The sequence below is a fragment of the Levilactobacillus parabrevis genome, from assembly GCF_044051715.1.
In the GTDB taxonomy this organism is placed as follows: Bacteria; Bacillota; Bacilli; order Lactobacillales; family Lactobacillaceae; genus Levilactobacillus; species Levilactobacillus parabrevis.
This window is the reverse complement of record NZ_CP168688.1, coordinates 2,165,203-2,185,575: the sequence shown is the minus strand read 5'-3', so window position 1 is coordinate 2,185,575 and position 20,373 is coordinate 2,165,203. Positions and strand designations below refer to the sequence as shown.

19 protein-coding genes are annotated in these 20,373 nt (G+C 49.2%); 9 read left to right on the top strand and 10 right to left on the bottom strand.

Annotation, left to right across the window (positions count from 1 at the left end; translation table 11 throughout):
- Positions 1–6: 6 nt before the first annotated feature.
- Positions 7–357: a DUF3899 domain-containing protein gene (locus ACEPSU_RS10270; protein ID WP_395321442.1), complete on the top strand. Its 351-nt coding sequence runs from the start codon at positions 7–9 to the stop codon at positions 355–357.
- Between the two features lie 189 nt (positions 358–546).
- On the opposite strand, the gene yidA (ACEPSU_RS10265) is transcribed toward ACEPSU_RS10270, so the two are convergent.
- From yidA (ACEPSU_RS10265) to ACEPSU_RS10235, 7 genes are all read right to left on the bottom strand, one after another.
- Entirely contained in the window at positions 547–1,356 is an 810-nt protein-coding gene (gene yidA, locus ACEPSU_RS10265; protein WP_395321441.1) for a sugar-phosphatase, read from the bottom strand.
- A 19-nt stretch (positions 1,357–1,375) separates the two neighbouring features.
- Positions 1,376–2,191: a sugar-phosphatase gene (yidA, locus tag ACEPSU_RS10260; RefSeq protein ID WP_395321440.1), complete on the bottom strand. Its 816-nt coding sequence runs from the start codon at positions 2,189–2,191 to the stop codon at positions 1,376–1,378.
- A 1-nt stretch (position 2,192) separates the two neighbouring features.
- On the bottom strand, positions 2,193–3,560 hold the full coding sequence (locus ACEPSU_RS10255) for an HD domain-containing protein (protein WP_020089160.1): 1,368 nt from the start codon (positions 3,558–3,560) through the stop codon (positions 2,193–2,195).
- Positions 3,561–3,679: 119 nt separating this feature from the next.
- Positions 3,680–4,516 (bottom strand): lipoate--protein ligase family protein, encoded by an 837-nt coding sequence (locus ACEPSU_RS10250; RefSeq protein ID WP_395321439.1) that lies wholly within the window; start codon positions 4,514–4,516, stop codon positions 3,680–3,682.
- Positions 4,517–4,749: 233 nt separating this feature from the next.
- Positions 4,750–5,739, bottom strand: a complete 990-nt coding sequence (locus ACEPSU_RS10245) for an ornithine cyclodeaminase family protein (RefSeq protein WP_395323389.1) — start codon at positions 5,737–5,739, stop codon at positions 4,750–4,752.
- A gap of 18 nt (positions 5,740–5,757) precedes the next feature.
- Entirely contained in the window at positions 5,758–6,627 is an 870-nt protein-coding gene (locus ACEPSU_RS10240; RefSeq protein WP_395321437.1) for a sulfite exporter TauE/SafE family protein, read from the bottom strand.
- Positions 6,628–6,642: 15 nt separating this feature from the next.
- Complete coding sequence (locus ACEPSU_RS10235) at positions 6,643–7,452, bottom strand: TrmB family transcriptional regulator (RefSeq protein ID WP_395321436.1); 810 nt, start codon at positions 7,450–7,452, stop codon at positions 6,643–6,645.
- 414 nt (positions 7,453–7,866) lie between these two features.
- Here ACEPSU_RS10235 and ACEPSU_RS10230 point away from each other — a divergent pair, with 414 nt between their 5' ends.
- From ACEPSU_RS10230 to ACEPSU_RS10220, 3 genes are all read left to right on the top strand, one after another.
- Positions 7,867–8,307, top strand: coding sequence for a DUF1934 domain-containing protein (locus ACEPSU_RS10230; protein ID WP_020089158.1), 441 nt, complete (start codon positions 7,867–7,869; stop codon positions 8,305–8,307).
- A gap of 44 nt (positions 8,308–8,351) precedes the next feature.
- The gene (rpoE, locus tag ACEPSU_RS10225; RefSeq protein ID WP_020089157.1) at positions 8,352–9,008 is read left to right on the top strand and encodes a DNA-directed RNA polymerase subunit delta; all 657 of its coding nucleotides are present in this window, start codon (positions 8,352–8,354) and stop codon (positions 9,006–9,008) included.
- Positions 9,009–9,176: 168 nt separating this feature from the next.
- The gene (locus tag ACEPSU_RS10220) at positions 9,177–10,784 is read left to right on the top strand and encodes a CTP synthase (protein WP_260338905.1); all 1,608 of its coding nucleotides are present in this window, start codon (positions 9,177–9,179) and stop codon (positions 10,782–10,784) included.
- A gap of 441 nt (positions 10,785–11,225) precedes the next feature.
- On the opposite strand, the gene ACEPSU_RS10215 is transcribed toward ACEPSU_RS10220, so the two are convergent.
- Entirely contained in the window at positions 11,226–11,501 is a 276-nt protein-coding gene (locus ACEPSU_RS10215; protein WP_395321435.1) for a type II toxin-antitoxin system RelB/DinJ family antitoxin, read from the bottom strand.
- Between the two features lie 64 nt (positions 11,502–11,565).
- Positions 11,566–11,988: a MarR family winged helix-turn-helix transcriptional regulator gene (locus ACEPSU_RS10210; protein WP_395321434.1), complete on the bottom strand. Its 423-nt coding sequence runs from the start codon at positions 11,986–11,988 to the stop codon at positions 11,566–11,568.
- Positions 11,989–12,111: 123 nt separating this feature from the next.
- Here ACEPSU_RS10210 and alsS point away from each other — a divergent pair, with 123 nt between their 5' ends.
- Positions 12,112–13,788: an acetolactate synthase AlsS gene (gene alsS, locus ACEPSU_RS10205; protein ID WP_395321433.1), complete on the top strand. Its 1,677-nt coding sequence runs from the start codon at positions 12,112–12,114 to the stop codon at positions 13,786–13,788.
- A gap of 13 nt (positions 13,789–13,801) precedes the next feature.
- A complete protein-coding gene (gene budA, locus ACEPSU_RS10200; RefSeq protein WP_020089151.1) occupies positions 13,802–14,512 on the top strand; it encodes an acetolactate decarboxylase in 711 nt (236 codons plus the stop codon).
- 600 nt (positions 14,513–15,112) lie between these two features.
- On the opposite strand, the gene ACEPSU_RS10195 is transcribed toward budA, so the two are convergent.
- Complete coding sequence (locus tag ACEPSU_RS10195) at positions 15,113–17,446, bottom strand: ATP-binding cassette domain-containing protein (RefSeq protein ID WP_395321430.1); 2,334 nt, start codon at positions 17,444–17,446, stop codon at positions 15,113–15,115.
- Positions 17,447–17,890: 444 nt separating this feature from the next.
- Between ACEPSU_RS10195 and ACEPSU_RS10190 the strand changes: the two genes are divergently transcribed.
- The 3 genes from ACEPSU_RS10190 (at position 17,891) to ACEPSU_RS10180 (ending at position 20,193) form a co-directional block, all read left to right on the top strand.
- Entirely contained in the window at positions 17,891–18,427 is a 537-nt protein-coding gene (locus ACEPSU_RS10190) for a TetR/AcrR family transcriptional regulator (RefSeq protein ID WP_395321428.1), read from the top strand.
- 124 nt (positions 18,428–18,551) lie between these two features.
- A complete protein-coding gene (locus ACEPSU_RS10185; RefSeq protein ID WP_395361531.1) occupies positions 18,552–19,841 on the top strand; it encodes a UDP-N-acetylglucosamine 1-carboxyvinyltransferase in 1,290 nt (429 codons plus the stop codon).
- Positions 19,842–19,941: 100 nt separating this feature from the next.
- The gene (locus ACEPSU_RS10180; RefSeq protein ID WP_020089147.1) at positions 19,942–20,193 is read left to right on the top strand and encodes a type B 50S ribosomal protein L31; all 252 of its coding nucleotides are present in this window, start codon (positions 19,942–19,944) and stop codon (positions 20,191–20,193) included.
- The last annotated feature ends 180 nt before the right edge of the window (positions 20,194–20,373 follow it).

The following is a 20,373-nucleotide window of genomic DNA, read 5'->3' as shown; positions in this document are numbered from 1 at the left end:
TATGAAATGAAAAGTTGGCAGAGATGGACCACGGGCTGGGTTGCCGGTGGTCTGCTAGTTGCCCTGGCCATGCGCATCTTGGGGCAACCCTTGATGGTGATTGGTAACCTGTTGTTTATGGTGGGACTAGCCTTAGTGCTCTTTGGCCTGATCTGTGTGCTGGCCAAGGGACACATGTTCACTGGCTGGCGGCACAAGCGTAAGAAGGGGCAGGAGCCGCTACCCGGAGAAAAAGTCGACGTGCGACACGTGGCGAGCGTGAAAAATTCACCGATTGTGGTGAATGGTGGTGCGCGCTTCGGGCTGTTAGCCGGCGCTATTTATATCGTTGTTGGGGTTGTTCTGACCTTGTTTTAGGGATTCAGAGGCTTGCTGGCGATGCTGAAAATTAAATCGATTTAGTGATGGGGATGTTGGCCATGGAGCGAGCATCCCTTTTTTGGTTACGCTACTGATTATTGGCGACTGAAGGCGTTGGAAGAAAAGGACGCAAAAAAATTGACCGACTAAGTTAGTGTCGGTCAATCCTAAAATCAAATTAGAGTATTACTTCAAAGCGTACTTCCGGATAGCTGCTGCCACACCATCTTCAGCGTTGGTCAGTGTTACGGCTTGAGCAGCGTCCTTGACCTCGTCGATGGCATTGCCCATGGCGACACCGAGACCGGCGTACTGAATCATGGTCAGGTCGTTTCCTTGGTCACCCAGAGCCATGACCTCATCAGCTGTGAAGCCCAGCTTAGTAGCCAGTTCACCCAGCGTATTCCCCTTGCTGGCCTTCTTGTTCATGACCTCGATAAAGAATGGCGTACTTTGAACCACGTAGTAGCGGTCGCGAACATCTTGAGGGATTTCCTTGTTAACTCGGTTGATGATATCGGGGTCGTCCACAAACATGGCTTTAGAAATGGTTAAGTCGCGATCCATTTCGCCGACTTCGCGGTACCGAATCAGCATGCGTACCAAGTAACTTTCGAAGATTGTGTAGCCACTGAGGTCCTTGTTTGCCGTGTAGATGAAGTCTGGCGTTTCAATCTGGAAGTGAACCTGCATCTTGCGGGCCAGGGCCTCGAGATCGATGTAATCATCGAAACTCAGGGAGTGGTTGGTCATCATCTTGCCGGAGACCGTCTGGGACACCGAACCGTTGTAGGTGATGGCGTATTGGTCATCGCCACTGAGGCCGAGGGCGTCCAGGTAAGGTTGCACCCCAGTCAGGGGACGACCGGTACACAGAACGACTTTGATGCCCTGAGACTTGGCAGCTTGGACGGCTTTAATCGTGGCCGGGGCCAATTCGTTCTTTTCGTTCAGTAAGGTTCCGTCAATATCAATCGCAATCATTTTAATTGTCATGTTGTTCGCAATTCTCCTTTTATGCTAAGTCTGGATTCAACGCGTATTTATAAATGGCCGCCGCCACGCCATCGTCGGCATTGGTCAGGGTGGTCACGTCGGCAGCCGCTTTGACACGGTCGTTAGCGTTTCCCATGGCCACCCCTAGTCCGGCGGTGGTAATCATTGGTAAATCATTGTCTTGGTCGCCAAGCGCCATAACTGCCGCTATTGGCAAGTTGAGGTAGGTGGCTAGCTTCTGTAGAGCATTACCCTTGTTGGTCTGCGGGGCCATGACCTCGATGAAGTGTGGATCGGTGCGAACCACGTAGAAGCGTTGATGGAACGCAGCGGGTAATCGAAGCGCATCAATTTTGGCCACCTCGTCGATATAGACGGCAGTTGGCATCAACAACTGGGGGTCCATCGCTGTGGCCTCTCGGAAACGCAACGGTAAGTGGACCAACTGACTTTCCTTGACCGTATAGCGGCTAATGTCGCGGTCGGCCGTGTACAGGTGCTTGGGTGTGACCACGTGGAAATGAACGCGAGACTTGCGGGCGAACGCTTCGAGGTCTACGTAATCGGCATAACTCAAGGCATTGCTCGCAAGCACTGTTCCCGTTGTGGTTTGCACCAGGCCGCCATTGTAAGTGATGACGTATTGGTCGTCACCGTGGAGGCCGAGGGCGTCGAGGTAGGGTTGCACGCCGGTCAAGGGTCGGCCAGTGCACAAGACGACCTTGATCCCGGTCGCAACCGCTGCCTGAATGGCAGTGATCGTGGCCGCAGTCAGCGTATTCTGTGGATCGAGAAGCGTGCCGTCGATGTCTACGGCAATCAACTTAGGTGTCACCTTAGTCAGAACCTTTCCGATCGATGAGTTGGTCGTTTTGGATGTAGCCGCCGAACTCGTCAAAGACTGGCTGGAAAATTTCAGGAGCATCGTTGCCTGGATTCAACATCTCTTTCGGGAAGAAGAACCGTTGATCTCCGGTAAATTTCCCGCGGATGGCGTTGACCAAGTCAGAGACCGTTGAAAGTTCACGGAGACTGCCGTCTGGTTCCTGAAGTTCAATCTGTGTCAAAGGATGCGTGACTTTGGGATCATAAGCATCATCGTAAGGCAGGTCATAGCTATTGTCGGTGGCCGTGTAGTACTCGGTGTTGAAGCCGACCGAGCGAATCAGATCACGCAGATGCGGCAACTGTTGCTGAGTATGCGCGTCAAAAATGGCACTCTTTAGTGGCTTTCGATCCAAGAAGCGGTGCGCCAGATCGGCCAAAATTTCATCCGGTGATTGCCGCCAGTGAATGAAGTAGGTCGTCAACACGCCATCGTCTAGGTTGAGGTAATCTTCCAGGTCGAATTGGTGGTTGAAGAAGGGCAACAGGAGGTGGGGAATGAAACTTTCATCGCTCTTACCTGCCTGATATAATTCATTGGCGCGGCCGAGTAGGTGATCCAGCACGACTTCCATCGATCGAGAAACCGGGTGGAAATAGACTTGCTGGTACATCTGGAAGCGACTTACAATGTAGTCTTCGACGGCGTGCATGCCATTCATAGCAAAGGCGATGCCGTCCTTGTATGGCCGCATTACCCGCAGAATCCGCGTTAGGTCAAAGGTTCCGTATTCAGTCCCAGTGAAGTAGGCGTCCCGCAAGAGGTAGTCCATTCGATCAGCGTCGATTTGGCTGGAGATCATCTGGACCACTTGTGGATTTGGGTAGGTCTTTTGAATAACGCTGGCTACTTCTTGCGGGAAGGTTGGACTGACCCGCCGTAAAATCTGGTTGACTTCGGTTTTGGGCGAAGTCAGAATTTCAGCGGTAATTGCCTCGTGATCCGTGTGGAAGATATGCTCAAACGTGTGTGAGTATGGGCCGTGGCCGATGTCGTGAAGTAAAGCCGCACACAGCGCGGTCAGCCGTTCGTTGTCATCCCAACCGCCATCACCTGGCGTTTTCGTAGGGTAGTTGCGTTGGAAGTTATCGCAGATTTGGCGCGTGACTTCGTAGACACCCAGTGAGTGGGTGAAACGTGAGTGTTCCGCACCATGGAAGATCAGCGAGGCTGTGCCCAGTTGTTTGATGCGGCGGAGTCGTTGAAATTCTCGGGAATTAATCAGGTCTAAAATAACTTGATGTTGCACGTAAATGTAGTTATGCACGGGGTCCCGGAAAACTTTTTCACGGGGCAGTCGTGCGGTTGCGTAGCTCACAGTGATTCCTCCTGACAATTTAAAATTATTTTTTTTTAGCATCGTTATCGTTCTTACTGGGCCTAGTGTACCAGTTCAGGGGATGAAACCAGAACGAAACGACTCTGAGCAAGCAAGTCTTACATAGCAGTCAAGCGCGGTTGGCGACGGGCCATCTGGGCAGTCTCGCGCGTCAGCGTTGTCGTAAATTGCGGCTCGGCCATCATTGCTGCTAACTTAGCCCGACCGACGCGGAGACCGGCTGTCGAACAAGCGGTGAGAAAACGTTCTTGCGCATCGGCCACGGTCAACGGTTGGTTGAGCAGGGCAGCTGTGGTGGTCATCACGTTAGGATCGACATCAGGAAAATGCCAGTCGTTGGAATGATCGCCCAGACCCGCACGATAGAAGCTGCGAATCAGATCGCCACGCATGGGCTGATCACCGGTGACACTGAGGTAGAGCATCGTGACCAAGGCATTGGTGCTGCGACGCTGGGCAATTCCGGCAATCTTTAGGCCGTTAACGCTCAGGTCGTAGTCGCCGGGACAGTAGGATCGCGTAATTTCATAGTGTTGTAGTGCCAGCTCGGGCCAGGCGGCATCCACGAGACTGGTCATCTGAGCGTAAGCCGCCTCAATACTGGGAATTGACGTGGTCAGCGGGGAAAAAAGTGAAACGTTCAGGACGCCACCATCGGCGACCACGGCCAAACCACCAGAATTTCGAAGAACGTAATCATAGCCATACCGCTGAACGGCTCTAATAGCCGCCGTCAGCTCTGGAAGCCGTTTATCCTTCAGTCCCATGATTACCGTGGGCTGCATGGTCCAGAAGTGCAATATGGGCTGTTTAAGCGTCGGTACCAGGTCTAGCAGAGCATTGGTATAGCCAAAGGCCAGATTTTTCTGGTCAGCCGGAATCGCCGTGGTTACGGTCTGGATACTGTCACCGGGTAAATCGAAGGGTCCCATCATGCCACCTGCTTTCGTGAAATCGTTTCAATGCTCTCATTATACTAGAAAACTTGGGCCACGTCATGGTCTGGACCAATTCTGCTTGATGTTGAGGAAGAGGGTAATTAAAGGTGTCTTCTGGTTAAGTCATAAAACGTATTGTACATTTTGTAGAGTTAAATTAGGGTTGTACAAAAAAACTACCTCCATAGTTGGCATTAATCCAACTAAGAGGTAGTTTATTTGTGAGTCGCTTATAACTTCATACCAATTTTCATTTCTTCGGCTTTTTTTACAATGCGATCTGCTACAACAACATCGAGTGCTGCGGTTCCGACAGTCTTGAAGAAAGTAATATCTTTTTCAGAAGAACGCCCAGTAATATTTTGGTTGATAACTTGTCCAAGCTCACCGCTTATTTCTTGTTTGGTGATGTCTCCGCGCTTAAGTGGCTGAATGATGTCTCCGGCCTCCGATAAGACGCCGTCCATAGTGTCGAAAACTATTCGGTCCGCTTGCTTGAGTAGTTCAACCGGTATTTCACACATTTCTGGCGTGTAAGCACCAACACCGTTGACATGGACACCTTGTTTGACTAACGTTCCATCAAATGTGGGCCGCTTAGAAGTTGTTACAGAAGTGATGATATCGACTTCAGGCACAACAGAGTTAGGATTAGCAACAGGTTCAAATGTTGTTGAGAATGCTTTAGAAAAGTTAAGTGCTGCAGTTTCACAGAACTTCTTTGCACGATCCATGTCTAGGTCCGAAACAAATACTTTGTCGAGGCTACGCACTGTTAGCATGGCTTCCAATTGTGCCATTCCTTGGCCACCAGTTCCAATTAGAAGAGCAGTTTTGCTGTTTTCGTTGGATAATAATTCGGTGGCTGCACCTTGGACAGCACCTGTACGAAGTTGTGTGAGGTAGGTGCCATCTAAAATTGCATTTACAATTCCGGACTGTGCATCCAGAGTAATCATCGTAGCCGGAACGCTGGGCAATTTCTTATCAATGTTGTCAGGATAAACAGAGACAATTTTCACACCCAATGAAGGGTCCGCACCACTGACGTAACCAGGCATGTAAAGACTTTGTCCGTTGTACTCCGGAATGTTGATATTGGTCCGTAAGGGGATGTCAGCTCGACCCGAAGAGTAAAGTGAGAGAGCCTCAGCGTCGGCATCGATGGCATTACGCATGGAGAAGAAAGTTTTGATATCATTTGCAGATAAATATCTCATATTAATAAAAGTCCCTTCTTAAACTGTTTCGGTTGATTTGCGACTATCGAGGTAGAGGCTGATTGCGGAGTAAAGTAGAACAACAATCACAATCCATTGAATGACAGAAGTATTTAAACTCTTAACCAGGTAAACAGCGACTAGCACACCAATGATTCCGAATACCGAAAACATAGTGATTTTTCGTGAATAGTCGTTAAGTTTGATGAATTGCATGCTTCCGATAGAAACAGAGAATGTGCAACCCCCCATCATAATTGGAAAGGCAGCTACAGGATTCATCCCCATGGCGTATACGGTTGCCATAGTTAAGGCATAGGAACCAATTCCAATGTTGTTTAAGGCACCATAGACGAACATCAAGAGGCCAGTTGTCCAAAGCTTCCATCCGTAAAGTTCGGTTGCTGTTCCATTTGAAGGAATCCAACCAAACTTACCGGCTAGGATTAAGCCAGTTGCGACCAATAAACCAATGATAACGAAGATCCGTATGATATGTTCTGGTAATTTCACGACAAAACGGGGTCCTAAGTAGGCACCAATTACTTGGCAAATAATAGCGACTAATAAGGTTTTAACACCAACTGTGATTGTAGAAATGTAGGCAAGGGACATGACGAATACAGGGATTACACATTGTGTATTTAAAGTACCAGGAAGCTTTTTCATGGAAACCCATTTAGCCTTGGGATAGAGGGCCGTCGAAATTGCAAAGTCTGAGATCCCAAATGTGGATAGAAAATAAATAACAATTTGTGAAAGCGGCGTCCAAATGGGGCTTGCCGGTTCTTCCATGATTTCGTGACGATGTTTAAGAAGGTCACGAACAAGAACAAAGATGAATAGAAAGTTGATTGCAATGATAGCAATAATTAGAATTTTTTGCATAATGAATTCCCTTCTTTATTTATCGAAGTAGATATTACGAACGCCTTCCAAATTGCTGCCGAATTTTTCTTCAGCCTCATCGTGCAAAATAGTCAGTGTCCGGAGATTATAGGCGTCGTGGAGGACATACTCCTGTGCCAGAAAAACCATGGAACTATTTTGAGTCCAAATTACATCGGTGTTGCCTGAATCATTGGGGAGTTTTCCGTAGGTAACAGCATTAGAATCACTCACTACATTTATCCAGCGGCCACCGTAGTCTAAGATCTTGTCCGCTTCAAAAAAATGTTTATAAAATCGCCTAAAGGGCAGGTTATATCGATGATGATTGCTGAATAAGATGACAACGAATTTGTGAAGACGGCTCTCGGCATCCGCAAGTGCTTGGGCTAGTTCATCGGTTAGGTCTTCAGAGTAGATTTGAACGTACAGACTTTCCTTGGCATTTCGAATTTGAAACAAGGCTTTTTCGAAGACTTGATCATAAGAGTTAACAGACCAAATCAAACTGGAATTATCATCGGGACGCAAATTCTTAAGTGATTTGTGGATGCCTTCTATATCTTGTTTGCTGTCACGTTGTAATTTGGAGACCAATTCTTCAACTGGTAAAGCAGTGTAAAGTGATTTTTCATCCTTAGACTGAAGGACTAATCCTTTGCTAGTCAATGAAGATAGCACATTGTAAACCTTTGAGCGAGCTATTCCAGCTTTACCGCTGATTTTATATCCTGTAGATGCGTCCATCTGTAGGAGAGAAACGTATACCTTGGCTTCGCTATTGGTTAAGCCAAATTTACTGAGCAGTTCAGTGACTGATTCCATATTTAATACCTCTTTTTTAATAGTAGCTACCATTGGGTACTATTATATCCGGATATTCTTAAAAGTCTATACTTTGTGATAGAATATATAAACATTCACAAGCTTATTTGAGAAATACAAAAAAATATAACATCGCGGTTTCATTGCTGTATAGATGTTTATTCAACCTAATGAGTGGTTAAATGAGTGTCTCTAATTAGTACGCATTTTCACAAACAATAAGGTGTAAACTGGTTAATATTTGTCGATTAGCTGACTAGGATTTAGGCGAAGATAGTTTCAGCAGATTCTATCGTTATAAGTTTCATGTGTTCGTACTGATTCAGAAGTTAGTTAAAAGAGCATAATAAGTAGGCTTTCCGTGGGAAATGAACTATAATTAACCCAGACAATTCGCGGAAAGGAAGTGTGCAGATGGATCAACTATCAGCGGGGGTGCCCGTGATGATTCACTTGGAGACCCATATCAAGCAAAATGATGACGTTTCCGACTACCAGTTAGACGTTGATGGTCAGCTGGTCCAGATGGGAGCCAACCTGTACTTGCGGTATCTGGAACCCGATAATGAGACCGGGGAGCAGACGCCAGTGACGATGAAATTTACGCCGGAGGGTGAAGTTCACCTGACGCGAAACGCCGAGGCGGAATTGCGCCTGCATTTCATCAGTGGCAAGCGCGTGACAGCCCGGTACAACACACCTTATGGCATCATGCCAATCGAAACGGTCACGCCGTATCTGGAGACCAGCTTCAAGGAAAAGCCATTTAGTGGAAATGTGAAGATCGACTATCTCCTCTATGCTGGGGAAGAATTAGTCGGGAACTACAAGATTAGATTGCAATTTACGGCATAAGCGAGTATCATATTTCGTAGACTGTGGAAAGGACGTGCACCAGTTTGGAATTAAAAGTCTTTGAGGGCCAGAATAAAAAGGAATTATCAATGATCGAAGTTGCTCACGCCATTTTGTCACAACATGGCGATGTGATGGCTTTTGCCGACTTGGCAAACGCCGTCCAAGCATATTTGGGTGACAGCGACGCGGAAGTTCGTGACCGGCTGTCCCAATTCTATACGGATTTAAATGTCGATGGTAGTTTCATTTCTCTGGGTGATAACCTTTGGGGACTGCGAACTTGGTATCCGTTTGAATCCATCGATGAAGCAACGGTTCACGCCGAGGAAGATGAAGATCAACCTAAGCGTAAGAAGCGTAAGAAGGTTAACGCCTTCTTGGCTGACACGACCGATGACGATGATGTGATCGATTACGATGACGACGATCCAGAAGACGACGATACCACCACCTACGCCACTGATGACGACGATGATGATAGCGCCACTGGGTCTGGGCCAGATCTGGGTAAGTTACAGACCGGCTTGGGCATCGATGACGATGACGAAGAAGACGATACAGAAGACATCCCTGATGGTATCGAAGATCAGCTTTCTCAAATGGAAGCGCCAGATGATGACGATACTGACAATCTCGACTTTTCCGCCGATGACGACGAAGCCGACGATGACGATGATGATGACGAAGAACAGAAATAAATTTTTTCTGTTCGCTTGACCTCCAGTCTAAAAACAGGTACTATATTTTTTGGGCTCCCTGCTACTTGTAGCAAGGACAACTGGACGGTGAAGTAGCTCCCTATTCCGAATGAATAGGGAGCTTTTTTATAGTTTGAAACCCTAAATAATCTTACAAGGAGTTTGCACATGACCAAATATATTTTTGTGACTGGCGGCGTGGTTTCATCACTAGGTAAGGGGATCGTTGCTGCTTCCCTAGGACGGCTGTTGAAGAACCGTGGGTTAAACGTAACCATTCAGAAATTCGATCCGTACATTAACGTGGATCCCGGCACGATGAACCCTTATCAACATGGGGAAGTCTTCGTGACCGACGATGGGACCGAAACGGATTTGGACTTAGGTCATTACGAACGTTTCATCGATAACAATCTGAACAAGTACTCAAACGTGACGACTGGTAAGATTTATTCAGAAGTTTTGGAAAAGGAACGGCGTGGTGATTATCTGGGAGCAACTGTGCAAGTGATCCCGCACATCACCGGCATGATCAAGGAAAAAATCATGCGCGCCGGCAAGACGTTGGGCGCTGATTTCGTTATCACTGAAATCGGTGGGACCGTTGGGGATATCGAATCCCAACCCTTCCTGGAAGCCATTCGGCAAATGAAGTCCGAAGTGGGCGACGAAAATGTCGTTTACATCCACACAACGTTGGTTCCGACCCTGCACGCGGCTCACGAAATGAAGACGAAGCCTACGCAACATTCCGTGCGGGAACTCCGGAGTATTGGGATTCAACCCAACATTTTGGTTGTCCGGACTGAAAACCATATTACCGATGACATGCGGCAAAAGATTGCGCTGTTCTGTGACGTGCAACCATCCGCGGTTATTGAATCTATGGATGTACCGACCATCTATTCCATTCCATTACGCTTACAGGAACAGGGCTTAGATCAAATCGTCTTGGATCACTTCAAGGTTGACGCACCGAAGTCTGACATGAAGAAGTGGGCCCAGATGGTCGATCACATGCAAAACTTAAAGCGGACTATCAAGATTGCCCTGGTCGGCAAGTACGTGGGCTTACACGATGCCTACATTTCCGTGGCCGAAGCCTTACAACACGCCGGTTATCCGGTCGATGCCCAGATTGATCTGGACATGATCGATGCCGAAAAGATTACCGATGACAATGTTGCCGATATCTTAGGTGCTGCCGATGGGATCATTGTTCCCGGTGGGTTTGGTGACCGGGGGATTGAAGGCATGATTACGGCCATCAAGTACGCCCGTGAACAGGACGTGCCATTCCTGGGAATCTGCCTGGGGATGCAAGTTGCCAGCATTGAATTTGCGCGCGACGTTCTGGGTTACAAGGATGCCAACTCCACTGAAATGGACTCTGAGACCAGCCACAAGATCATTGACCTGATGGCCGATCAGACTGACGTCCACGAAATGGGAGGAACCCAACGGTTGGGGTTGTACCCTTGCAAGCTGTTGCCAGGAAGCAAGGCCGCTGCGGCTTACGACAACCAAGCAATGGTCCAAGAACGTCACCGTCACCGTTATGAATTCAACAACCAATATCGTGCCGAAATGGCAGCCAAGGGCTTGGTCTTCTCCGGGACGTCTCCTGACGATCACCTGGTCGAAGTTATTGAACTACCAGAAAAGAAGTTCTTCGTGGCTTCCCAATACCATCCAGAATTTCTCTCCCGGCCTAACCGTCCTGAAGGCTTGTTCCGCGACTTTATCGCCGCTGCTAGCAAAGAAGTTAAGGACTAGGCTATAAATCAAGTTAATGTCACTAAATAAAACGCCACATCGTCCATATTTCTGGAAGATGTGGCGTTTTTTACGAAAATAGGTCACTATGAGTGCCGATAGCTAGCAATGTCGTCACATCGGTACTGTCATAAAAAACTAGTAAATGATTTCCATTGTGACCATCGAAATGTAGCTCGAGGACTTGAATCGTGACGTGTTCGCTTGTAGGCAGTCGACGTTTGATTTGCTTTTCTAATGATTTTGGAAAATGTAGAGGATGAACGTAGAAATAATCAGGGATCTCGCTCCCAGTCAGTAGGCAGTCGGTGACATAATCCCAAGGAGATCTTTCATCACTATCGAAGGGAACGTGTCCCTCAAAAATAGGGCGCCAACGAGGACTTTTCCTGACGCGTCTCAGTTGATGCTTGAACTGTGAAGTTTCATTAAGGATGTGGCTCATTCACGCAATGACCGTTCAAACGCCTCTTTGGAGGTGCCACCGGATAATGATTTGTCATTGGTCATAGCATCAGTCATTTCCATAATTGAATCAACAACTTCCTGTTTAGGCTGTGCAAAGTGTTCAGGAAGACCGTTGTTGGCGACTGAAGTTAAAACGATCCGCAAATACTCTGAAATTGTGAGTCCGTTTTTTTCAAGTTCAATTTGTGCACGAACTTTAACATCATGCTGAACTCTAGCGTTGATACGATCTGTCTCTTTATTTTGCATGGAACCACCTCCAAAACATAGTGTACACCATACGTCGTACACGTCAACTGATCTTACTCGTCGATTAGTCCACTTCAATAATATTCGTCACCGCCGCCTCAATCGCTGGAATCAGTGGACTATTGGCGTCGATACCGGTTTGGTCAAAGCGGTCCTGCCACCAACTGCGGCGGATCGTTTGCACCTGGTCGACCACGTCTTCGCCGGCAGGGGTCAGCGTCAACAATTGCGTCTTGCCCGTGCCAGCGGTCTTGGTCAGGTAGCCGAGGCCGAGAATCTTGTTGACCTCGCGGGTGGTTAGCCCCTTGTCGATGACCAGTGTCTTAGCAACCTGATTTTGATTAATGTCGGGGTGTTCGTGAACCGTCAATAAAACGCAAGCAGCCGTGGGGTTGAGCCCCAATTTGGCAAATGCCTCACGCGTGTCCTTGTAGTATTTGCGGTGCAGAATCGAAATGTCCTGCGCCAAATAACCGAGATCTTTCATGGATAACTCCTTCCCCGGAATCTTCTGTGTTGACAAAACAACTTAATGCCATTATGATGAATCTAAGTTGACTTGTCAACACAATCAAATGACTGAATAAACTTTAAAAAAGGCGGGGTAACGGTGAAAGATACGAAGACTGGTGCACAAGCACTGATTCAAAGCATGATTAATCAAGGCATTAAGTATGTTTTTGGTATTCCAGGAGCCAAGGTCGACCAACTATTTGAGGGCATTGAATACAGCAAGGATCCACGCGCGCCCAAATTAATTATTACGCGGCACGAGCAGAACGCAGCGTTGATTGCTTCTGGGATCGGCCGGCTGACTGGCAAGCCCGGCGTAGTTGCGACGACTTCCGGCCCCGGGGTATCGAACCTGACGACCAGTCTCATCACGGCCACGGCCGAAGGGGACCCCGTCATCGCCCTCGGTGGACAAGTTCCGCAAGACGATATTGGTCGGCTGACCCACCAGAGTATTCCTAGCAAGGAACTGATGAGCTCGGCTACTAAGTCTAGCGTAGAAGTTCAGAACGCCAATAGTCTTTCTGAAGCGTTTGCAAACGCTTACCAGACGGCAGTTGCACCCAAGGCGGGCGCTACTTTTATTTCTCTACCACAAAACGTCCTGAACGGCGCCGTTGATCGACCAGAAATCAAGGCCGTGCCAACGGTCGATCAAGGGGTGGCGGACGCTGCGACCATTGATGCCATCGTCGAAAAGATTCAGCACGCTAAGTTACCCGTCATCCTGGCCGGGATGCGGGCCTCGGCCAGTGACGTGACGGCGGCCATTCGCGAGCTCTTACAGCATGCCGCCGTTCCCGTTGTGGAAACGTTCCAAGGTGCCGGGGTGGTCTCACGTGACTTGGTTACCAACTACTTTGGTCGGGTCGGTCTCTTCCGGAACCAAGTCGGCGATAACTTGCTAAAACAAAGCGACTTGGTCATCACGGTTGGTTACGATCCCGTGGAATATGAAGCGCGGATTTGGAATGCTGATCGGACAGGCGACGTAATCAGTTTGGACAGTGTAGTTCCTGAAATTACCACGGACTACCAACCCGAAATGGTCGTTCACGCCGACATTGCCAAGACGTTACGGGCCATCGTCCAGAAGTTACCTGCTGATTGGGCTCTGTCCGAAGAGGTTCAGGCGCAACTCGACCAGTCTGGCAAGACGTTAGCCGCTCAGGCCGAAGCACCCGCTGCCGATGACCAACACGGAATTCACCCACTGGCCATCATCCAAGCGCTCCAGAATAAGGTGAACGATGAAACAACGGTCACCGTTGACGTCGGCAGTTTCTACATCTGGATGGCCCGCTACTTCCGGAGCTACCAACCACGGCACCTCCTGTTCAGTAACGGGATGCAAACGCTGGGGGTTGCCTTTCCGTGGGCGATTGCCGCTGCGTTGGAACGTCCTGGCCAACCAATCGTTTCGGTTGCCGGTGACGGGGGCTTCCTGTTCTCCAGTCAAGAGTTGGAGACGGCGGTTCGCTTGAAGTTACCGATCGTCCAATTGATTTGGGACGACGGCGCCTACGACATGGTGAAATTCCAAGAAGTTGCCAAATACGGTCACGAAGCCGGGGTCAGCTTTGGCCCCGTCGACTACGTCAAGTATGCCGAAAGCTTTGGTGCCACTGGCTTACGCGTCGATCATGCCAAGGACTTGGCCGCGACCTTAGATCAGGCTTTCCAGACTGAGGGACCCGTGGTCGTTCAGATTCCGGTTGACTATCGGGACAATTTAAAACTAAAATCATTATTGTTGAAAGATGTTTTAAGCTAAAGGGAGTAATGATATGAACGAAGCAACACTCTATCAACACGGGACCTTGGCCTTACTGGTTCCGGGCTTATTGACAGGAACTCTGACGATGAAGGAATTATTAGCGCACGGCGACACCGGGATTGGAACCGGTGAGGGCTTAGACGGCGAGTTGATTATTCTTGACGGCAAGCCTTACCAGGTCAACAGTCGTGGCGAGGTCAACGTGGTGCCGGAGAGTTTCACGTTGCCATTTGCCAACAGCCACTTCGCCGCTTATCAGCCACTGATGACGGTGGAGAATGCCACCAAGGAAGAGCTACACGATCAGGTGCTGGGCTTGACGCACAACGCCAACACCTTCTTCTCCATCCTGGTCACCGGGACCTTTACGGATGTGAAGACCCGGGCCGTGGCGAAATCCGAACGGCCATTCAAGTCACTAGCAGAAACGGCTAAGCAACAGAGCATCTTCACCCGCGACAAGGTGGAGGGGACTCTGCTTGGTTACTACTCACCACAAGTGTTTGACGGCGTTGCAGTAGGTGGTTACCATGACCACTTTCTGTCAGCGGCCCACGACTTTGGCGGGCACCTGCTGGACTTCGGCACGGTGACAGGGGATGTCCAGGTACAAACGTTTTCAACGTTGGAACAGCATCTGCCGGTAGATGACCAGGCATACTGCGAGCACGATTTCGCCAAAGATGACATCCAAGGCGCCATCCACGAAGCAGAAGGCTAACTGGGTCTTACCAGCGCGCCTTACCGGGTGGCAGAAATCGGCCGTGACGCTGTGGGCGGGCGTCTGGAGCCATAGTGCGGTCTCCCGACTTGGCCATGGACCTCTGAGAAACGAGTTTCATAGCCACCACTTCTCTAAGTGGCTGTGCCACTTAGAGAATTCCCACGGCTGGGCCGATTTCTGCCACCCTCACGGCTTACATGGTAGCTCACCGGGCAACGGTGGTGGAAACCGGTATGAAGTCGGGCGGAATTAAAAGTTTTGAGTTGATATAATTGAAAAAAGGTCCCGCAAATCGAAATTGATTTGCGGGACCTTTCTGTTAGATTAAATTTGAAAAAAGTGAGGACCCGTCGTCATTGCTGTAACGAATGTTCATTGGTTAAAAGCTAGTCTAGCCGGAGGAGGTCAGGATGTAGTCAGCCGTGGCAGCGCTGTTAGACCGGGCGTTTGTTTTTTCCCGGTCTTACAGCGCAGGGCGTGTTTGGAAACTCGCATGACTTTTGCGAGGTTTCAAACCGAGACGGAAGCCAGCTTCTTGGCTGGAGTCGGTCCTCACAGCAGACGGAATCCTGACAGCCGCAGGCGATAGTTTTTAACTTATTCTGAACGCAATGCCGTTGCCGCGTCCTTCTTGGCCGCCATCCGTGCTGGGATGTGGCCACCCAACATGGTCAGCACGGTACTGATGATAATCAGCACGATTCCGTGGACGGGGTTCAGGTGCGCGACGTTACTGAGGTCGGTAATGCTCTTTAAGACGATGTTGATGGGGAAGGTCAGGAGCCAAGCGATGATGACCCCGAGGACTCCGGAACCCACACCGAGGATGAACGTTTCAGCATCAAATACCCGGGTGATATCTTTCTTCCGGGCCCCTAAGGCCTTGAGAATCCCGATTTCCTTGGTTCGTTCGAGGACGGAGGTGTACGTGATGATAGCGATCATGATCATGCTGGTAACCAGTGAGATCCCGGCGAAAGCAACGAGGACGTAGGTGATGGCATCCATCAAGCCCCCGGTCAGGTCGGAAACGGTCCCGGCCATATCGGTGTAGATCACCTTGTCGGATTTGCTCTTACCCTTGTTGTACTTGTCCAGGTAATGGAGGACCTTATCCTTGTTCTTAAAGGTGTTCGGGTAGATCAGGATACTTGCTGGGGTGGTCGAGCCACCAAGGTAGCTGACCAAGTTAGTCTTGGTATCCTTGTTAACGGTTTGACCCGTCATAACGTTGCTGTCGGCCTTCTTTTGGGCCTTTACAATATCAGAGTTCTTGTTGGCTTTGATAATGTTTTGCGTCAGCTTGTCGCTGTAGGCAATCCCGGAAGACAGAACATTCTCAGAGGATTTTGACTTGACCCGCAGAATACCGGCAATCTTGATGGTCGTGTTGTCTTTGTTATTGTAAAGGGAATTCGTTGCCTTATTTGGAACGTAGTTGCCAGTAGGCAGGCTTTGGTAGTAGTTATTATTGTTGACAACTTTGATCTTCGTGCCGACAATCTTATCGTAGTTCAACTTTTGATTGTCCTTAACGTCAAAGTTTAGATTCTTCAGGGCATTGATATTTGTCGAGTTGTCGCGGTCAACGAGTAAGATCACATCGTTGGCACTCTTGGGATAACTCCCGGCGATGACCTTGTAGTGCTTCTTCAGGAAGCTCGTGCCGCCATCGTTAGCGCTCGGGTAGACTGAACCCCCGACACCAGTCGAAGCGGACATGGCAGATTGCATGGCACTTGGACTGTTCGAATTGCTACTGTCGGCGTTGGAGAAGGAGACCGTCTTGGTCTTGCCATCCGTTTGCCGCAGGAGGTTCATCCCGGTCGCGTAGGTGTAGGTGATGTTCTTACTTAAGTTACCGTTAATGTTTTTAACGTATTTTAAGTAACTCTTGGTAATCTTGTTCTGGTGAACGGATTTGTCGGCATCACTGATCTTAGCGACGACCTTGTTGGACTTGGTCGTCTTCTTACTATTCTGGGGACCAGTGGTCGAGCTATCCTGGGCCGTTTGCGAAATGGTGATGGGGAACTGTGCCAGCGTGTTGGACTGGGTCTTGTTGATCTGGGCCTGAAAACCATTGGAGAGGGCCAGCACGATGGCGATTCCGATGATCCCGATACTGGAGGCAAATGCCGTCAGCGCGGTCCGCCCCTTCTTGGTCCGGATGTTGTTAAATGACAGCTTCAATGCAGTCCAGAAGGTCATCTTGGTCTTCTTTAACTTGAATTGTTCGGCATCGGCGTGGTCGTCGTAGGGGTCGGAGTCGTGTTGAATCTTCCCATCGGCGAACTCGATGATCCGGTCGGCGTATTCGTGGGCCAGGTCAGGGTTATGGGTAACCATGATCACCAGTCGCTCAGCGGAGAGTTCCTTGATCAGCTTCATAATTTCTTCGCTGGTTTCGGTATCCAGGGCACCAGTGGGTTCGTCACACAACAGAATCTCTGGTTCGTTGGCGATGGCCCGCGCGATAGCGACCCGTTGGAGTTGCCCACCAGATAATTGATTTGGCTTCTTATTGATATGGTCGGTCAAGCCGACGCGATCGAGGGCCTTGAGGGCCTTTTCCTTCTTTTCAGCGTTGGAGACACCACTCAGGGTCATCCCCATTTCCACGTTGTCGAGGATGCTCAGGTGGCCGATGATGTTATAGCTCTGGAAGATGAAACCCACGGAATTATTCCGGTAGGCGTCCCAGTCGGCGGCGGAGAAGTCCTTGGTCGATTTACCTTCGATAGCCAAGTCTCCGGAGTCGTAAATGTCCAGGCCACCAATACCGTTCAGCATGGTCGTCTTCCCAGAGCCACTTGGACCGAGGATCGCAACGAACTCTTGGGAGCGGAAAGCAACGGAAACATCGTCGAGGGCCTTCGTGACAGAGTCCCCCACGTAGTAATATTTCTTGATGTGTTTGAGTTCCAGCATTTAAAATAATCCTTCCATTTTTTGAATTCGACTGTTGTTTGCGGTGTATTTCTGATAAAATATACATTAATGCAACACCGTGTCTAACATGATAGAAATAAAACCGTTAATTGGCAAGCGCCAATGTCAACAGAACTGTTGTCTTTGCAACTGTTTTGGCCAAGGTGTTGCGCTAATAACAGGCTACCGGCGTCCAACGATGCCTAGGCTAAAGGTCCGTCACTTACCTAACTTAGATGAGTTGCGTGACTGAGCGGTTTTAACGTTAGACAATGAGCATAGACTAAAAACAACCCGTTGACCGGCCTTAACTTTACCATGAAGTGGGGGTTGGCGGCACGTAATGTCTCTTATAATTAATCTATTAAGCAACTGCGATGACGATATGATTTGTGTCGGAGCGGCGGAGAACTGTCGGTGTGCCGGCAAGTGGGAGTGAGAGTTATGGTTGGTGTGAAAAATAATCGGCGGGCCCAGTATACCCAGCGTGTGATTCAGGATACTGTGTTGTCTTTACTTGAGAGTAAACCGATTAACGCCATTTCGGTCACGGAGGTCTGTACGATGGCCGATGTGAACCGGACCACGTTTTACCGGTACTACACCGACATCTATGACTGCGTGGCGAGCATTGAACGGGCCTTTGTGGCGGCTTTGCACCCGTTGAAGGGAGCCAGCCCCAGTCAGGCCTTAGAACACCTCCTGACGGCATTCTATGAGGATAAGAAGCTAAGTAATCTGGTCTTCATTGAAGGTCGAACCGATTTATTGGAACGGATGCAGGAGTTGGTTGCCCAGACAGGGCCTAAGCCGCCGCACATTGCGGACTACCAGGGCGCTTACATTGGCGCTGGTCTACAGAACATTTTAAAAAAATGGGTGAAGGACGGCATGCCCGAATCCCCACATAAACTAACGAAAATCATTATCGACACCATACTCGCCAAGAACCTAGATGACCTCCGAGACGAGGTATTGTAGTGGGCTAATATTACATTTTAGCCAGAATACCGGGAAAGTGTTGTCTTTTTGCCCGGCATTATTTATCATGGTATCTGACTGTATGGAATTAAAAGGAAGATTATTAAGTGAGGATAGCTTCATAATGAAAAAAATGATAATTCACGGCGGCCGTCGCCTTTCTGGAGAAGTGACGATCGGTGGCGCCAAAAACAGCACAGTGGCTTTAATTCCGGCAGCGATTCTCGCTGATACCCCGGTCCGTTTTGATATGGTACCGGATATCCTTGACGTGCACAATTTAATGTTAATTCTGAAATCAATGAACGTGCGCTCGACATTCGAAGACGGGGTCTTAACCATTGACCCAACTGAGATTGTGGAGGCACCGCTACCTAGCAAGGCTATCAAGAGCTTGCGGGCATCGTACTATTTTATGGGGTCCTTGTTGGGGCGGTTCCAACGGGCCACGCTAAGTTTCCCGGGTGGCGATAACATTGGTCCACGGCCAATCGACCAGCACATCAAGGCATTCGAAGCCTTGGGCGCTTCGGTGGAGGAACATGACGGTACGGTGCGCATCACGACCGGTCCCGAAGGCTTGCACGGTGCCCGGATCTTCTTGGACATGGTCTCAGTCGGGGCCACGATCAATTCAATTCTCGCGGCGGTCAAAGCAGTGGGGACCACGGTGATTGAAAATGCCGCTAAGGAGCCCGAAATTATCGACGTTGCGACGTTCCTGAACAACATGGGGGCGCACATTCGGGGGGCCGGTACCGATGTGATTCGTATCGAAGGGGTACCAACGCTGCGGGCGATGAACACCCACACGATTATTCCGGACCGGATCGAAGCCGGGACCTACCTGTCGATGGCTGCGGCCGTTGGGGATGGCGTCGTTATTAAGAACGTGATTCCAGAACATCTCGAAGCCTTTACGGCCAAGATGATTGAAATGGGCGTGCCACTAGAGATCAACGAAGACAGCATTTACGTGCCACGTTCGGAAAACCTCAAACCGATTCGCATCAAGACGATGCCCTTCCCTGGGTTTGCAACGGACCTGCAACAGCCACTAACGCCGTTGTTGTTCCGGGCGAACGGGAATAGCGTGGTTATCGATACCATCTATCCCAAGCGCATCATGCACATTGCGGAGTTACGGAAGATGGGTGCCAATATTCGTTCGGAAGACGACATGATTGTGGTCGATCCGAGTGAGGGGCTGACAGGCAGTCAGGTCGAGGCCGGTGAAATCCGGGCAGGCGCTGCGCTGGTCATCACGGGACTCATGGCCGATGGCGATACTGAAATCGAAGAGGCCGATAACATTCTGCGGGGTTACGACCGCATCGTTGCTAAGCTGACGGCGCTGAACGCGGATGTTGAAATTGTGAGTAAAGAAAGTTTGGTAGAAAACGGCCAAGATTAGCCATTGCCCGTAATTGGGTTTCATGGTATAATTCAACGGTTGACGATTAAATCAATCTCTGGCTCAGTAGATGAACCAGGGCAAAGGAGCGTAATACATTATGAAGCAAGGAATTCACCCAGATTACCACGAAGTTGTGTTCCAAGACTCAAGTACTGGCTTCCAGTTCTTGTCTGGTTCAACGGCAACTTCTGACGAAACGGTTGAATGGGAAGATGGCAACACTTACCCATTGATCCGTGTCGAAATTTCTTCAGATTCACACCCATTCTACACTGGTAAGCAAAAGTTTACCCAAGCCGATGGTGCTGTGGACCGTTTCAACAAGAAATACGGTTTGGCAAACGACTAATTATAATAAATATGATTTGTCGCCGGTGGCAGTTTATAACTGCTACCGGTTTTTGTGTCCATTTTTAGTGTATTAGGGACCACTTCTAGAGTGACGCCAGGGAAAGCAAGCACAGAGCCAATCTAACGTGATGTGAGGCTAGCTCACGTAGAATATGCAATCAGTCTGATTAATAATCGA

Excerpts from the sequence above, each read along its gene's own strand:
- ACEPSU_RS10270 (WP_395321442.1), top strand. The coding sequence starts at position 7 with ATGAAAAGTTGGCAGAGATGGACCACGGGCTGGGTTGCCGGTGGTCTG.
- yidA (WP_395321441.1), bottom strand. The coding sequence starts at position 1,356 with ATGACAATTAAAATGATTGCGATTGATATTGACGGAACCTTACTGAAC.
- ACEPSU_RS10250 (WP_395321439.1), bottom strand. The coding sequence starts at position 4,516 with ATGATGGGACCCTTCGATTTACCCGGTGACAGTATCCAGACCGTAACC.
- ACEPSU_RS10245 (WP_395323389.1), bottom strand. The coding sequence starts at position 5,739 with ATGAGATATTTATCTGCAAATGATATCAAAACTTTCTTCTCCATGCGT.
- ACEPSU_RS10240 (WP_395321437.1), bottom strand. The coding sequence starts at position 6,627 with ATGCAAAAAATTCTAATTATTGCTATCATTGCAATCAACTTTCTATTC.
- ACEPSU_RS10235 (WP_395321436.1), bottom strand. The coding sequence starts at position 7,452 with ATGGAATCAGTCACTGAACTGCTCAGTAAATTTGGCTTAACCAATAGC.
- ACEPSU_RS10230 (WP_020089158.1), top strand. The coding sequence starts at position 7,867 with ATGGATCAACTATCAGCGGGGGTGCCCGTGATGATTCACTTGGAGACC.
- ACEPSU_RS10220 (WP_260338905.1), top strand. The coding sequence starts at position 9,177 with ATGACCAAATATATTTTTGTGACTGGCGGCGTGGTTTCATCACTAGGT.
- ACEPSU_RS10215 (WP_395321435.1), bottom strand. The coding sequence starts at position 11,501 with ATGCAAAATAAAGAGACAGATCGTATCAACGCTAGAGTTCAGCATGAT.
- ACEPSU_RS10210 (WP_395321434.1), bottom strand. The coding sequence starts at position 11,988 with ATGAAAGATCTCGGTTATTTGGCGCAGGACATTTCGATTCTGCACCGC.
- budA (WP_020089151.1), top strand. The coding sequence starts at position 13,802 with ATGAACGAAGCAACACTCTATCAACACGGGACCTTGGCCTTACTGGTT.
- ACEPSU_RS10195 (WP_395321430.1), bottom strand. The coding sequence starts at position 17,446 with ATGCTGGAACTCAAACACATCAAGAAATATTACTACGTGGGGGACTCT.
- ACEPSU_RS10190 (WP_395321428.1), top strand. The coding sequence starts at position 17,891 with ATGGTTGGTGTGAAAAATAATCGGCGGGCCCAGTATACCCAGCGTGTG.
- ACEPSU_RS10185 (WP_395361531.1), top strand. The coding sequence starts at position 18,552 with ATGAAAAAAATGATAATTCACGGCGGCCGTCGCCTTTCTGGAGAAGTG.
- ACEPSU_RS10180 (WP_020089147.1), top strand. The coding sequence starts at position 19,942 with ATGAAGCAAGGAATTCACCCAGATTACCACGAAGTTGTGTTCCAAGAC.